The sequence below is a fragment of the Bradyrhizobium sp. AZCC 1719 genome, assembly GCF_036924525.1.
In the GTDB taxonomy this organism is placed as follows: Bacteria; Pseudomonadota; Alphaproteobacteria; order Rhizobiales; family Xanthobacteraceae; genus Bradyrhizobium.
The window spans coordinates 5,286,897-5,301,049 of record NZ_JAZHRU010000001.1; the positions used below are offsets into that span (position 1 = coordinate 5,286,897).

General features: G+C 64.1%; 16 protein-coding genes. 9 read left to right on the plus strand and 7 right to left on the minus strand.

Annotated features, from left to right (window positions below; genetic code table 11):
* Nucleotides 1-111: 111 nt before the first annotated feature.
* Together pcaB and V1292_RS24805 are read right to left on the minus strand one after the other, a co-directional pair.
* Entirely contained in the window at nucleotides 112-1,449 is a 1,338-nt protein-coding gene (gene pcaB / locus V1292_RS24800) for a 3-carboxy-cis,cis-muconate cycloisomerase (RefSeq protein ID WP_334377153.1), read from the minus strand.
* A 228-nt stretch (nucleotides 1,450-1,677) separates the two neighbouring features.
* Nucleotides 1,678-1,935 carry a hypothetical protein gene (locus V1292_RS24805; protein WP_334375252.1) on the minus strand — a complete coding sequence of 86 codons (258 nt, stop codon included), beginning with the start codon at nucleotides 1,933-1,935 and terminating at the stop codon, nucleotides 1,678-1,680.
* Between the two features lie 270 nt (nucleotides 1,936-2,205).
* Between V1292_RS24805 and coaD the strand changes: the two genes are divergently transcribed.
* From coaD to V1292_RS24845, 8 genes are all read left to right on the plus strand, one after another.
* On the plus strand, nucleotides 2,206-2,706 hold the full coding sequence (gene coaD, locus V1292_RS24810; protein WP_334375253.1) for a pantetheine-phosphate adenylyltransferase: 501 nt from the start codon (nucleotides 2,206-2,208) through the stop codon (nucleotides 2,704-2,706).
* A gap of 44 nt (nucleotides 2,707-2,750) precedes the next feature.
* Nucleotides 2,751-3,293 (plus strand): peptidylprolyl isomerase, encoded by a 543-nt coding sequence (locus V1292_RS24815; RefSeq protein WP_334375255.1) that lies wholly within the window; start codon nucleotides 2,751-2,753, stop codon nucleotides 3,291-3,293.
* Nucleotides 3,294-3,297: 4 nt separating this feature from the next.
* Complete coding sequence (locus V1292_RS24820; RefSeq protein WP_334375256.1) at nucleotides 3,298-3,738, plus strand: hypothetical protein; 441 nt, start codon at nucleotides 3,298-3,300, stop codon at nucleotides 3,736-3,738.
* Entirely contained in the window at nucleotides 3,714-4,178 is a 465-nt protein-coding gene (locus V1292_RS24825) for a peptidylprolyl isomerase (RefSeq protein ID WP_334375257.1), read from the plus strand. Before V1292_RS24820 ends, V1292_RS24825 begins: the two co-directional genes overlap by 25 nt.
* 113 nt (nucleotides 4,179-4,291) lie before the next feature.
* A complete protein-coding gene (gene queA / locus V1292_RS24830; RefSeq protein WP_334375258.1) occupies nucleotides 4,292-5,368 on the plus strand; it encodes a tRNA preQ1(34) S-adenosylmethionine ribosyltransferase-isomerase QueA in 1,077 nt (358 codons plus the stop codon).
* A 179-nt stretch (nucleotides 5,369-5,547) separates the two neighbouring features.
* Nucleotides 5,548-6,858: a PQQ-dependent sugar dehydrogenase gene (locus tag V1292_RS24835; RefSeq protein ID WP_334375259.1), complete on the plus strand. Its 1,311-nt coding sequence runs from the start codon at nucleotides 5,548-5,550 to the stop codon at nucleotides 6,856-6,858.
* A gap of 113 nt (nucleotides 6,859-6,971) precedes the next feature.
* Nucleotides 6,972-7,235, plus strand: coding sequence for a type II toxin-antitoxin system VapB family antitoxin (locus V1292_RS24840; protein WP_334375260.1), 264 nt, complete (start codon nucleotides 6,972-6,974; stop codon nucleotides 7,233-7,235).
* Nucleotides 7,235-7,630 (plus strand): type II toxin-antitoxin system VapC family toxin, encoded by a 396-nt coding sequence (locus V1292_RS24845; protein WP_334375262.1) that lies wholly within the window; start codon nucleotides 7,235-7,237, stop codon nucleotides 7,628-7,630. The genes V1292_RS24840 and V1292_RS24845 overlap by 1 nt, the downstream gene beginning before the upstream one ends.
* A gap of 76 nt (nucleotides 7,631-7,706) precedes the next feature.
* Here the strand turns inward: V1292_RS24845 and V1292_RS24850 are convergent, their stop codons facing one another.
* The 5 genes from V1292_RS24850 to V1292_RS24870 form a co-directional block, all read right to left on the minus strand.
* The gene (locus tag V1292_RS24850) at nucleotides 7,707-8,732 is read right to left on the minus strand and encodes an aspartate-semialdehyde dehydrogenase (RefSeq protein WP_334375263.1); all 1,026 of its coding nucleotides are present in this window, start codon (nucleotides 8,730-8,732) and stop codon (nucleotides 7,707-7,709) included.
* 252 nt (nucleotides 8,733-8,984) lie between these two features.
* Nucleotides 8,985-9,590 carry a PepSY domain-containing protein gene (locus tag V1292_RS24855; protein WP_334375264.1) on the minus strand — a complete coding sequence of 202 codons (606 nt, stop codon included), beginning with the start codon at nucleotides 9,588-9,590 and terminating at the stop codon, nucleotides 8,985-8,987.
* A 273-nt stretch (nucleotides 9,591-9,863) separates the two neighbouring features.
* Nucleotides 9,864-10,616, minus strand: coding sequence for a TetR/AcrR family transcriptional regulator (locus tag V1292_RS24860; protein WP_334377154.1), 753 nt, complete (start codon nucleotides 10,614-10,616; stop codon nucleotides 9,864-9,866).
* A 355-nt stretch (nucleotides 10,617-10,971) separates the two neighbouring features.
* Nucleotides 10,972-12,063 (minus strand): patatin-like phospholipase family protein, encoded by a 1,092-nt coding sequence (locus V1292_RS24865; RefSeq protein ID WP_334375265.1) that lies wholly within the window; start codon nucleotides 12,061-12,063, stop codon nucleotides 10,972-10,974.
* Nucleotides 12,064-12,277: 214 nt separating this feature from the next.
* Nucleotides 12,278-12,739, minus strand: a complete 462-nt coding sequence (locus V1292_RS24870; protein WP_334375266.1) for a DUF805 domain-containing protein — start codon at nucleotides 12,737-12,739, stop codon at nucleotides 12,278-12,280.
* Nucleotides 12,740-13,013: 274 nt separating this feature from the next.
* Between V1292_RS24870 and tgt the strand changes: the two genes are divergently transcribed.
* Nucleotides 13,014-14,147, plus strand: coding sequence for a tRNA guanosine(34) transglycosylase Tgt (tgt, locus tag V1292_RS24875; RefSeq protein WP_334375267.1), 1,134 nt, complete (start codon nucleotides 13,014-13,016; stop codon nucleotides 14,145-14,147).
* Nucleotides 14,148-14,153: the final 6 nt, after the last annotated feature.

Below are 14,153 nucleotides of genomic sequence, written 5' to 3' on the forward strand. Positions count from 1 at the left end.
GCTGCAGGAGTTCCGAAAGAGGCGGGCTCGGCTCCGATCCGATAGTCGGCTCTTGGCCCTTCGCGTCAATACGCTGCCGTGCGCTAACGCGTCGATGTTTATCGATCGTGCTTATCGCTTGCTCTGACGCGCGAGCACGCGGTCCACCATCGCCCCCGCAGTGCCAAGATAGTTGGACGGTTCGCACAACGCGGCGAGCCGATCGCGCGGCAGGGCGGATGCGATGGCCGGGCGGCGCAGCAGGGCATCGAGCAGCGCGTTACCGCGGTCGAACGCATCGCGGCAGGCGGCATAGACCTCGTCATGGGCAAGCTGGCGCCCAAGCGCGGGCGCGAGCCCCATCATGACCGCCTCCGCCACGATCAGTCCGCGCGTGGATTGCAGGTTTCGCTTCATCGCCAGGGGATCGACGATCAGGCCTGACAGCATGAATTGCGCCTGCGCCAGCGATCCGGCCGTCAGAAGACAGACCTGGGGCAAAGCGAGCCACTCGCAATGCCAGGGCCCGGTGGCGCGCTCGAGATCCTGCACCATGGCGTCCAGCATCAGCGAAGCGGCGTCGCGCGACGCCTTTGCGTTTGCCAGCAGGATTTCCGAGGAGATCGGGTTGCGCTTCTGCGGCATGGTCGAGGATGCGCCGCGATGCGAGGAGAACGGCTCGAACACCTCGCCGATCTCGGTCGCCATCAGGATCATGACGTCGTAGCCGATCTTGCCGAGCGCGCCGCAGATCACGGCGAGCGTCTGCACCAGTTCGACAAGTCCGTCGCGGGCGACGTGCCAGGTGATGTCGGGCTCGGCCAGGCCGAGCACGCGCGCGTAAGCCGCACGTACATCCAGTCCGCGATCGCCGAGCGACGCCAGCGTTCCCGCCGCGCCGCCGAGCTGCGCCTGAAAGGCGCGAGGCTTGACCTGTTCTAGCCGATCGGCCGAGCGCTGCAGCGCCGAGAGCCAGATCGCAGCCTTGTGCCCGAACGTGATCGGCAGGGCCTGCTGCAGATGGGTTCGCCCGGCCATCGGCGTATCGCGGTGGAGGCGGGCGAGATTGGCAAGCGTTGCCATGACCTCGGCGAGCTGGGTTTCGATCAGCGCGACCGCTTCGCGCAGTTGCAGCACGGTCGCGGTATCCATGATGTCCTGGGTGGTCGCCCCCCAATGCAGATAGCGGCCGGCTTCGCCGAGTTGCTCCGATAGCTGGCGGACCAGGCCCACGATGGGGTAGCCGACATTCTCGGTGTCGCGCTTCAACTGCTCGATATCGAGCGCGATCGCTGGCGCCTGCCGCGCGATTGCCTCGGCCGCATCACGCGGAATCACGCCGGTCTCGCCTTGCGCAAGGGCGAGCGCGACTTCAGCCTGCACATAGGCCTCGAGCAGCGCCTCGTCGGAAAACACCGCCCGCATGGAAGGCGTCGAGAAAACATCGCGATAGAGGGCGCTGTCGAACATCGTGCTGGCCACGCGCTTGTTTCCTTTCAGTATGTCCGGCCATCTGATTGATATGCACAAATCCGTCAAGCACGGCCGCGGAAACCTTGAACTTGTGCTCGCGCGCTTGAGGCAGGCAGGAGAATTTCGCGCAATCCAAGCTTCCAGAACGCCAATGGCGAGCAGGGGGGCATCCCTACTCGCCACTCGAGCGTTCCTTGGAAGTTAAGCGGAACGAAAATTGCGCCGTTACGGGGTGCGGTCGGCGGTCACCAGGCGGGCTTCCCTCACCACGGCCTTGGAGCCGGCGGCGCGGAGGCAGGACGCTTCAAAGTTCGGCCAGGCCTGCTGCGAGCAATCCTTGCCGACGTTACGGATGTCCAGGCGGTCACCCTTGGCAAGCGCCTGCGGCACGCTGGCTTCGACCTGGGGGGCAAAGCCGGGCAAAACGGTCAGCGCGGCGGCAATGAACGCGGCAGCAACGATGGCGGAAAAAGCCTTGATCATGACGGTCCCCTGTCATGGGCCTTCGCGGCCCGTCGTTTCGTTGGGTGGACTTGTAGGGGGTGCAAGTTTCCGGCCGTCTTCGCGGGCGCGGAAAATGGTTTCGTCCGGGCCGAGTTTTGTTTCGTCGGCCGGTGGCGGACGAAACATTGCCGCCCGCCCGAGACGCAGGGTCCCGAGACTGGTTCATTGGCCGACTCGAAGTAGAAACCCGGACCCGAAGGGAACCTAACCCGGCTTGCCGGGCCGCCCGGGGCGGGGTAGGAGGGGAATATGTCCCGTATCGCGCTCTATCCCGGCTCATTTGATCCCATCACCAACGGCCATCTGGACGTGCTGCGGCACGCCGTGACGCTGTGCGACCGCCTGATTGTCGCCATCGGCGTCCATTCGGGCAAAAAAAATCCGCTGTTTTCGACCGAGGAGCGGCTCGAGATGGTTCGGGCGGTATGTGAGCCGATTGCGCAAAAGGCCGGCTGCGCTTTCGACTGCACCACCTACGACAACCTCACCGTAGCTGCGGCGCGGCAGGTCGGTGCGACCATTATGATTCGCGGCCTGCGCGACGGAACCGATATGGACTACGAAATGCAACTTGCCGGCATGAACGAGGTGATGGCGCCAGAAGTGCACACCGTGTTCGTCCCGGCGTCGCCCGCGGTCCGCCCGATCACCGCCACGCTGGTTCGCCAGATCGCCGGCATGGGCGGCGACTTCTCCGCCTTCGTGCCGCCCCAGATTGCCGCGAGGCTGAAGGCCAAGTTCGCGGGCTAACGCGCTGCTACGCGCTGTCCTGTTTCCACATGACCGGAGCTTTCATGATCCGAATTCTCGCCGTTCTCGCCGCGCTGTTCCTTGTGGCTCCCGCAATCGCCCAGCCGCTGCCGGCCAATCTCGACAAGGCGAATGCGATCGTGATCGACACCACCAAGGGCCGCATCGTGATCAAGCTGCGGACCGACATCGCGCCCCAGCATGCCGAACGCATCAAGCTGCTCGCGCGCGAGGGCTATTACAACAACGTGCCGTTTCATCGCGTGATCGAGGGCTTCATGGCGCAGACCGGCGACGGCAAGAATTTCAACGGCACCGGCGGCTCGAAACACCCGAACCTGCCGGCCGAGTTCTCCAACGTGCCATACAAGCGCGGCATCGTCGGCATGGCGCGAACGAGCGATCCCAATTCGGCGAATTCGCAGTTCTTCATCATGTTTGCCGAAGGCGCGTCGCTGAACGGCAAGTACACCGTGATCGGCGAAGTGGTGTCGGGCATGGACGTCGTCGACAAGATCAAGCGCGGCGAACCGGTCGCCGACCCCGACAAGATGGTGAAGGTGCAAGTCGCATCGGACGTCAAGTGAGGCCATGACGGCGGGCCGCAGCAAGCCATTCGTCTGGTTTGCCGCCGTCCTGCTGTGGCTTGCATCGGGTGCGCATGCGCAGGCTCAACCGCAGCAGCTCGACACCCTCAAGGACGTATTCGCCAAACTGTATTCCTGCTGGCGGCCGCCGCCTTACTCGCGCGCCAACCCGATGGACATCACGGTCGTCGTCAGCTTCAACCGCGAGGGTGCCATTCTGGGTCAACCCAGGATCACCTACGAATCGGAACGCGCCAGCGATAACGACAGGGTCGCGTACCGAATTGCCGTGATGGAGACATTGCAACGCTGCACGCCGTTGCCATTTACCGAGAGACTGGGCGGTGCGGTCGCCGGCCGGCCTTTCGCGGTCCAATTTAGAACCCGCAAACGTCCACCCAAACCGGAAGAGAAAAACGCATGGCTGATACCGAAAATACTTTGATCCTTGAAACCACCCAGGGCCCCGTCACCATCGAAATGCGTCCCGACCTCGCTCCTGGCCACGTCGCTCAGATCAAGAAGCTGGTGCGTGAGGGATTTTACGACGGCATCGTGTTCCATCGCGTCATCGAGGGCTTCATGGCGCAGACCGGCTGCCCGCACGGCACCGGCACCGGCGGTTCCGGCAACAAGCTGAAGGCAGAGTTCAACAAGGAACCGCATGTGCGCGGCACCGTCTCGATGGCCCGCGCCGCGAACCCGGATTCCGGCGACAGCCAGTTCTTCATCTGCTTCGATGACGCCTCCTTCCTCAACGGCCAGTACACGGTCTGGGGCAAGGTGACGTCCGGCATGGAGAACGTCGACAAGATCAAGCGCGGCGAGCCGGTGCAGAACCCGGACAAGATCGTGAAAGCGCACATGGCGCTGGACGCGGCTTGAGCTGATGGCGTCATTCCGGGCCACGCGAAGCGTGAACCCGGAATCTCGAGCTCACAATCTCTGGATTCCGGATTGCCGCGCTTTGCGCGGCCTCCGGAATGACGTGCAAAAAGATGCGCACCGATCTCTTCGACTTCGAACTGCCCGCCACTAGCGTCGCGCTGCGGCCCGCGAGCCCGCGCGATGCTGCGCGGATGCTGGTGGTGCAGCCCGATGGCGTGCTGCGCGACCGAACCGTCGCCGAGTTGGCGCAATGGCTGGAGCCCGGCGACCAACTCGTCGTCAACGACACCAAGGTGATCTCCGCCCAACTCAAGGGCCGGCGCATCGGCCGCGAGACCGAGCCGAAGATCGAGGCGACGTTGATCAAGCGGCTGGACGGCTCGCGCTGGCGCGCGCTGGTTAGGCCTGCGAAGAAGCTCGCGCCCGGCGACATCGTTCGCTTCGGCAACGAGGGCAAGGTCTGCCTGCTCGGCCATCTCGACGCCGAAGTCGAGGCCAAGGGCGAAGAGGGCGAGGTCACGCTGTCGTTTTCGTTTCACGGTCCGGCGCTGGATCAGGCCATCGCCGATCTCGGCACGCCGCCGCTACCGCCCTATATCGCGTCCAAACGCACGCCCGACGATCGCGATGCCGCCGACTATCAAACGATGTTCGCCGCAAATGAAGGGGCGGTCGCGGCGCCGACGGCGGGACTGCATTTCACGCCTGAGCTCGAGACGGCGCTACGCCGCCACGGCGTCGAATTGCATCGGATAACACTGCATGTCGGGGCAGGGACCTTCCTGCCCGTGAAGGTGGACGAGACCTCCGAGCACAGGATGCACGCCGAGTGGGGATCGATCTCGGCTGATACCGCTGCCGCGTTGAATGCCGCGCGCACCCAGGGCGGGCGCATCATAGCTGTCGGCACCACGTCGCTACGGCTATTGGAGAGCGCCACGCGCGAAGACGGCACCGTTCAGCCGTTCGACGGCGAGACCTCGATCTTCATCACGCCGGGCTACCGCTTTCGCGCGGTCGATATCCTCATGACCAATTTCCACCTGCCGCGCTCGACGCTGTTCATGCTGGTGTCGGCGTTCTCCGGTCTCGATACGATGAAGCGCGCCTATGCGCATGCGATCGCAGCCGGCTACCGGTTCTATTCCTACGGCGATGCTTGCTTGCTGTTTCGCGCGCCGGATTGAGGCGAAGCCGGGCGTCTGCGCTTGAAAAAGAGGCCCGCCAATTGGGCGGGCAAAGGTTCAGGGAGGAAGCGCTCTGACAATAAAGCGCCAACGCCTGTCTCTTTGATTCGGCGGTTGCCGCCAAGATCGTATAACTACCGCCTCGGCGCATCGGTGCGCGGGAACAACAGGGGCCTTGCATGAATTTTTCCGGCATTTTCGCGCGAATGGTCGCGCTGATCGGCGCCGCGGCGCTGCTGTGGCGCCGTCTGCAGGGATCCGCGCCCAAAGCGGCCTGGGGCAGCGCGCCGGCAATTCCGGCGGCGCAGCCGCAGGGGGCGATCCCGACGCTCAAGATGCCGACGGCCCAAGGCTGGAGCGACGGCGAGACGCCGACCGCGGCGCCCGGGCTCAAGGTCAACGCGTTTGCAACCGGCCTGGACCATCCGCGCTGGATCAACGTGCTGCCCAATGGCGACGTGCTCATCGCAGAAGCCACCCAGATCGCGGGACCGCCCAGGAGCGTGTTCCACTATGCGATGCAGGCCACGATGCGGCGCGCCGCGGCGCTCGGTGTCAGCGCCGACCGCATCACGCTGTTGCGTGATCGCGACGGTGACGGCGTTGCGGAGGGGCGCGGGATTTTCATGGAGGGACTGAGCCAGCCGTTCGGCATGGCGCTGGTCGGCGACACCTTCTATGTCGGTAACACGGACGGCGTGGTGGCCTTTCCCTATGCGGCTGGCGCGGACCGCATCACCGCCGAGGGACGGAAGCTCGTGACGTTCAAGCCCGGCGGGCACTGGACACGAAGCCTGCTGCCGAGCGCGGATGGCAAAAAGCTCTACGCCGGCGTCGGCTCGCTCAGCAACATCGCCGAGAGCGGGATGGAGGTCGAGCAAGGCCGCGCGGCGATCTATGAGCTCGATCTGGCTAATGGCGCGAGCCGTATCTTCGCCAGCGGCCTGCGCAACCCCGTAGGCCTCGCCTGGGAGCCCAACACGGGCGTGCTCTGGACCGTCGTCAATGAGCGCGACGGCCTCGGCGACGAAACACCGCCGGACTATCTGACTTCAGTGCGCGACGGCGGCTTCTACGGTTGGCCCTATTGCTACTGGGGTCAGACGGTGGACGACCGCGTGCCGCAGGATCCGGCCATGGTTGCGAAGGCGATTCAACCGGACTATGCGCTTGGCGGCCACACCGCCTCGCTCGGCCTGTGCTGGATGCCCTCAGGCACGCTGCCGGGCTTTCCGGACGGCATGGTGATCGGCCAGCACGGTTCCTGGAATCGCAGCACGCTGAGCGGCTACGCCGTCGTGTTCGTGCCGTTCGAAAACGGCCGCCCCTCCGGTCCGCCGCGGGATATTCTGACGGGCTTTCTCGCAGCCGATGAGAAGGTCTCTTACGGACGACCGGTTGGCGTGACGCTCGGTCCCGACGGCTCGTTGCTGGTGGCCGACGATGTCGGCAACGTGATCTGGCGCGTGACCGGCGATCGAAGGGGCTGAGCTGCCGCGATGTCAGCGCGTGACCGAGGAGACAGGATGCGCTACGGAGCTACAATTTCGCGCAGCAAGAGTGACCGGGCTCTCCAAGAGTGGTATCTTTGCAGCGCCTTTCAATGAAAATCGGGCTGCCCATGAACATCCGTTCCGCGAAGGTTGATGAACTGGCCCAGCGCCTTGCTCGCGTCACCGGCGAGGATATTGAGACGGCGTTGGAACGCGCAATTGAGGAGCGGCTATCCCGTGTTACGCCGCCAACTCCGGCCGACCGACGAGCCGCAATAGATTCCTTCTTTGAGAAGGCGTCCCGCCTGCGCGTTCTTGATTCCCGTACGGCGGACGAGATCATGGGCTACGATCGCTTCGGGTTACCTTCCTGATGGTTCTGGATACGTCCGCGATCATCGCGGCCATTGCGAATGAACAGGATGGACCGCGTTATCGGGCGGCAATGCTGCGCGCAGATAGTTTGTCGATTTCGGCGGTGACCGTTCTGGAGACCAAGGTCGTGCTCTTTGCGCGGCTGGGATCGGAGGCCGTTGATCTTTTTGACGAACTGCTGGAGAAGGCCGGGATTGCCGTCGTGCCATTCGATGATGAAATGGCAAGAGCTGCCTTCGGTGCGTTTCGACTTTTCGGTAAGGGGCAGGGCCACCCGGCTCAGTTGAACATCGTTGATTGTGCCGCCTATGCGCTGGCGAAAACGCGCTCCCAGCCCCTCCTCTTCAAGGGCGGCGACTTCGCCCGGACCGATGTCGTATCAGCCGCGCTCTGATACGCCCGGATCGTGGCTCGGCGTAAACACGCCGAGCTTCTTTAGATTAGGGATCGCTGGGAGAACTGGTCTCGGCTTACGCCATCGCGCGCTGCGGCAGTAACTCCGCGATCTGGATTGCGTTCAGCGCTGCGCCCTTCAGGAGCTGATCGGCCGATACGAACATCGAGATCGAGTGGCCGGAGGCGTCGCTGAGATCCTTGCGGATGCGGCCGACCAGAACGTCATCCTGGCCGGAGGCATCGATCGGCATCGGGAAATAGTTCTTTGCCCGGTCGTCGACGATTCTGACGCCCGGCGCCTTCGACAGGATCGCGCGCACCTCGTCTTCGGTGATCGGCTTTTCGCATTCGAAGGTGATGGCTTCGCAATGGGCGCGCAGCACCGGCACGCGCACGCAGGTGACGCCGATCGCAATTCTGTCGTCCTCGAAGATCTTGCGGGTCTCCTTGATCACCTTGGTCTCTTCGTCGTTGTAGCCGGTCTCGGGATCGATCGCCGTGTTGTGGCTGAACACATTGAACGCGTAGGGGAGCGGGATCACCTTGGGCGTGAACGGCCGGCCGTCGAGATAGGCGCGAGTCGATTCCACGAGCTCTTCCATGGCGGCCGCGCCTGCGCCGCTCGCCGCCTGGTAGGTCGAGACGATCATGCGCTTGATGCGGTTCTGGCGGTGGATCGGCCACAGTGGCACCAGCGCCGTGATCGCCGAGCAGTTCGGGTTGGCGATGATGCCCTTGTGCTCGCGGATGCGGCCCGCGTTGATCTCCGGGATCACCAGCGGCACGTTCGGGTCCATCCGGAATGCCGAGGAATTGTCGACCACGACCGCGCCGGCCTTGACGGCCGCAGGCGCGAACTTGCGCGAGATGCCGCCGCCGGCCGAGAACAGCGCGATGTCGACGCCCTCGAACGACTTTTCGGTGAGCTCCTCGATGACGATCTTCTCGCCGCGGAAGTCGATGGTCTTGCCGGCCGAGCGGGCGCTCGCCAGCGCCTTGAGCTTGCGGACGGGAAAGTTGCGCCTGTCCATCGTGGCGATGAATTCGGCGCCGACCGCGCCGGTCACGCCGGCAATGGCTACAACGGGTTCGTGGCTCACGGGTCTATCCTCTGTTTGAGCATCAATGCTTCGGGCAATAAAAAAGCCCCGGTCCTTTTCAGGCGGGGCTTCGGTTCAGATAATGCGATCGTTCGACTACGCGCGCACGGCTCCCGAGCCCCCGGAGGGTGCTTTGGTTTTCGTGGTCGCTTTGGTCGAAGTCGTCATGGCGCGGACTTATGCGGCAGACGGGCTCCGCCGTCAACGGCTTTTAGCCTCATCCGGGCTGCAACGGGGGCAGACGAGCCCGCATCATCGCCGCCTTGCGGCGCCAGGAGGCTCGAGGATCACCGCTTTCAGGTCGTTGCCACTCATGACGACGATCGCGAAATTCAGCCGGCCGCGTTCGCGGATCAGGCCGCCGCTGATGGCCTTGCCCGACGCCGCGTGCTCGGCCACGCGGACGGCATCTGCCAGGCGCTGCCGGATCGTCTTGAGTGCAACGAGGTTGCTGCGGTCCTCGGCATCGAACTCCTTCAGGGGCAGGGCGGCTTCGCCGCCGACGATCTTGCCCGTCGTCGCGTCGATGGCGTGGTGCCAGATGCGGTCGTTGTGAAGGGTCTTGACGCGATAGACTGGTGAATCCGGCGCGCCGTCGAAGCTGACATCGGCGGTGGTCGCGCCGGCATGCAGGGATTCGGCGATGGCCATCGCCTGGCTCAGCGAGACTGCCGACCCGCGGAAAAGCGTGAGCTGGCGGCTGACATCCTGCTGGTCGGACGCGGCGTCATCGCCGGCCTCATTGCGAAGCGGGGCTGGCTCGTCGGTCGATGACGCGGTGGCATAGACCGGGGCGGGGAGGATGATCGCCACAAGAATAGCTGCAAGCAACTGTCTCCAGGATCTCGGTGCATGCATTGTTGCAGTCTCCATCGATGAGCCTGTCTTTGCCGGCGGATAGGCCGGATCCTCGAAGAAAGCGCGGCCGACCCTTTGGAGGCATACGGGCCGGCCGCGGAACGCCGCAAAGATACCGCCGCTTGCGGCGATCGAAGCGGCGCGAGCCCCCGCTGGGACCAGTGAAAGCGGAAACCCGCACTCGCTTATAACAAAACCATACCGTATCGTTTTGTTTTGGTCAACGATGCCGCCATGGGGTAACGCACGTGAAACGCCGTTCTCACGGAATTGTCAGCGGGAAGGGCGCCGCCGAATGGTTCCCTTGATGGTTCCCTTGGGGACGGACTGAACGCGGCTCGCTGGCCCAAGCGCACCGGCCAGGAACAGCCTGATCGCCAAGCGCATGCGTTTTTCGGCGGACTTCATCTCCAGCGGCGTTCCGAACGTCGCCATGCGGTGGGTATGACCGACGACCACGTCGAGAAAGACCTCAGCCGCGATGCCGGTATCCTCGACGTCCATGGCGCCCTGTGCGACCAAATGATCAAAGAAGCGCGCGGTCGTGGAAACGGCCTTCAACCAGCCCTCTTCCTTGCCAAGTTTGGCAATGTCGGGAAAGTTGATGGCCTGCGCCGTCATCATGCGGCTGAACGCGACGGCATCGGGCCCGCAGGTGAACGTCAGCATCTCGCGCCCGACTTCTATCAGGCGCTGCTCGACCGAAATGTCCGAGGAACGCGTGAGCTGCACCTCCGCCGCTTCGGCAAGCGGCGCAAGCCAACGGTCAATTTCGCGCCTCAGCACCTCCGCAAACAGCCCGCGCTTGTCGCCGTAGCGCGAATAGACGGTGGGCTTGCTGACCCGAGCCGCTTCCGCAACCGCATCAAGCGAGGTTGCGTCGTAGCCCCGGTCCAAAAAAAGCCGGGTGGCAACTTCGATCAGGCGCTGATCGCGCTCGATGGCTGCGCTCTTCGTCGGCCGCCCGCCGCGCGACTTCGGGACGTCTCGTTTTGCCGGTCTGGCCTTGGTCGCAGTCAATCCCATGCCCATCGATTCCTGCGCGGTCGTGATAGTCGTCATTGCTCTATAACGCGCAGTAGGAGGGGCGTCATCGCGAATCTGGGCCGAAACCGCTCTCCGTTCCCCGGATGCTGCGCAGCGCGCCGCGTCTTGGCGGCGTGGTGCGCTGCTGATCCGGGGCCCACTATGTTGGGATGGGTCCCGGCTCTGCGCCGCGTCACCATAGCGCGTCGAAGACGCGCGTGAACGCGCTGATGGTGCCGCGGCGCGTCCGGGACACGGAGGATGAAATGTCACGCGGCTGCTCGCCCATGCCCTCCCACCGAATTGGCCATATCGTCAACGGTCTCGGCAGGTCGTCGTCCCTCTCCTGCGCGGCTCACGGAAGCGTCGAGGTCCAGGCGCGGCCCGATGCAGCCTTCTCATAGCCGTACTGATAGAGGGCGCGCATATAGGCGGTGTCGAACCCCTCTGAGGGCGAGGCGGGATAGTCGCGCTCAATATAGGACAGATGAAAGCCCCACCGATTGCGCTTGGCGAAATCGTAGGTCGAGAAAATGACCGAACGCGTCTGGGACTGGGTGATCGACGACAGGCTGCGTGAGGCGACATCGATGGTGCTGTTGGACACGAGCTCAAAAGTTCGTTCGAGCTTCTTGTTGACGAGGATGTAGATGTTCATCCGGCTGTTTCCGGGCAGCCGGCCCTGAAAGAGCAGGGCATCCGGCAGCGTCAGGACCGGAGCGGTCACGCCGCCGTCGACATGCATCTCCTCAAAGCGTCGGCCCTGGCCCTCGGCTTCGATCAGGATCGGCGGGAAGACCAGGGGAATGCTGGCGGAGGCCGCCATCACGTCGCGAAACAGGCGCAGCGCCTCGGGCGAACCGACGGCTGCGATTTTCCCCATGTCCCAAACGACCGTGCGTTGGGTGTCGAGATCGGTCGTCACCACCAGCAGTTTTCGGCCCTTGGCATTTTCGCGTGCAACGGCGGCGAGGATCTCCGGCCCGACATAGCGGGCTACCAGCTCGCGCAGTCGCGTATTGCCGAACAGGCCAGATCCGAAGAGCACGCGAACGATGCTGGGATCAGCGAGCAGGCTCTCCGCTATGCCGCTGGTGTAGACCTCCCTCAACGTGTCGTCGTATTGGGATCCGAGAAACGCGAAAGGCGCAATCAGGCCGCCGGTGCTTACGCCTGAGACGACCGAGAAGGCCGGGCGGGTGCCGGCTGCGGTCCAGCCGTTCAACACGCCCACGCCATAGGCGCCATCGGCGCCGCCACCGGAGAGCGCGAGATAGGTCCTGGTCGAGGAGGGGGCCTCTTTCTCGAAACGGAATTTGGTGACGGGATCGTCGGTGTAGCGCCGCAGGCCGTCGAGTTCGAGCACACGGGAGCTAGAGGCATCCGCAGCGCTGTAGGGCGTCCGCGGCAGGGACGTGCAGGCGGCAGCCGCGAGGCTGCACAGCAAGACGGCCGACCTGAGCAGGCGTGAGGCTGGCCTCCTGATCCGGTCGTCGGAGAGGATTGATCCATTCAGGAAAGAGGAGGGCATTCGCCGTCAGTCACCGTACACACGCACTTGCCGCCGCCGGCCTCATCGCTGGCGGTGTTTCGTGCCCCGTTCATAAAACTATACGGTATCGTTTTGTTTAACAAGAGAGGCTGAGGGCGCTCTGGGCGGCTCAATTGTCCGGGTCGGCGCCGTACAGGTTCGGCCCCTTGGTGCCCGGCAGAATGCCGAGCTCGACGATGCCCCATAGCGCGGGCGGAAGGCTCGCAAAAATCAGGATCGAGGCCGTCGAGAGATCCCCGCTCCGGTCGGTGCTGGGGTCGTTAAAGAGGGCGATGCTGAGGCCGACAGAGAACAGGGCGAAGGGGAGCAGCCAGAAAACCAGCAGCCACCAGCCGTTCTTGTTGCGGTCGTGCAATCGCTTGCTGCCGACGGCCAGCATCGGCCACAGGCTTAAGAGCCATATGAATTGCGAGGTCAAGGCGAGCATCAGGACGGCCGCCTCTTCGCTTTCGAGGAGAAAGGGGGCGAAGGTCAAGACCTGCACCGCGACGATCAGGGCGAGGATCGCCAGCCAATAGGTGCGGCGGCCGATCCGGCCGTCGAAGCTGAGAAGGATCTTCTGCAGTTTCATCCCATCCTCGCCAGTGGCGTCCTCTCGGGTGCTTTGATTGGTCGGTACTGCGGCAGGTTTCGTTCGAAACGGAGTTCCTTCAGGCAGGCGGGCAACTTCGTGAAGTTCGAGTCTCACCGCTACTTACGGGAAATCGCGCCGCAACAACTGAGGCAAAGGGCCGAGCTTTATCCAACAACAAGGGAGCCCAAGTGCTTCCGTGTTGGGCACCAAGCGTCAGATTTCATCCACTGGGCGGTTGATTGGCCGTTCCCGGCACGCAATAAGCAGCGCCATGAGTCTTCCCAATCATTTCGAATTGCTCGCCACCAACGGCCAGGCCCGCACCGGCCGCCTGACCACGCCGCATGGCGTGGTGCAGACGCCTGCCTTCATGCCGGTCGGTACCGCCGGCGCCATGAAGGGCATGCACTGGCGCGAGGTGCGCGATGCGGGCGCCGATATCGTGCTCGGCAACACCTATCATCTGATGCTGCGGCCGGGCGCCGAGCGGATCGCTGATCTCGGCGGCTTGCAGGCCTTCACCGGCTGGAACGGGCCGATGCTGACCGACTCCGGCGGCTTCCAGGTGATGTCGCTATCTGACCTGCGCAAGGTGAGCGAAAAGGCCGTGACGTTTCGCTCGCATATCGACGGCGCCAAGGTCGAGCTGTCGCCGGAGCGTTCGATCGAGGTGCAGCGCCTGCTCGGCGCCGACATCGCGATGCAGATGGACGAATGCGTGCGGCTGCCGGCCGGGCGCGACGACATCGAACGCGCGATGCGGCTGTCGCTGCGCTGGGCCGAGCGCAGCAAGCGTGCGTTCGAGACCGCGCCTGATGGCTACATGCTGTTCGGCATCGTACAGGGCGGCGACGTCCCCGCGATGCGCCACATCAGCGCGCGCGAGCTGGTCGGGATTGGCTTCCACGGCTACGCGATCGGCGGGCTTGCAGTGGGTGAGCCGCAGGCGGTGATGCTGGCGATGATCGAGGAAACCGCGCCGGCGCTGCCTGCGGATCGCCCGCGCTATCTGATGGGCGTCGGCACGCCCGAGGATTTGGTCGAAGCGGTGGCGCGCGGCATCGACATGTTCGATTGCGTGATGCCGACAAGGAACGGGCGTCACGGCATGGCGTTCACACGCTTCGGCCAGATCAATCTGCGTAACGCCCGTCATGCCGACGATCCACGCCCGCTCGACGAGGAGAGCGAGTGGCCCTCGGCGCGCAACATCTCGCGCGCCTATTTGCATCATCTGGTGAGGTCGGGAGAGACGCTCGGCGCGATGCTGCTGTCGGAAATCAACGTGGCCTATTACCAGCATCTGATGCAGGGCATGCGCGACGCGATCACAGCCGGCACGTTCGAGAGTTTCCAAGAGCAAACGCGCGCCGGATGGGCGAAGGGCGATATACCCCTGCGTTAGGGCGCG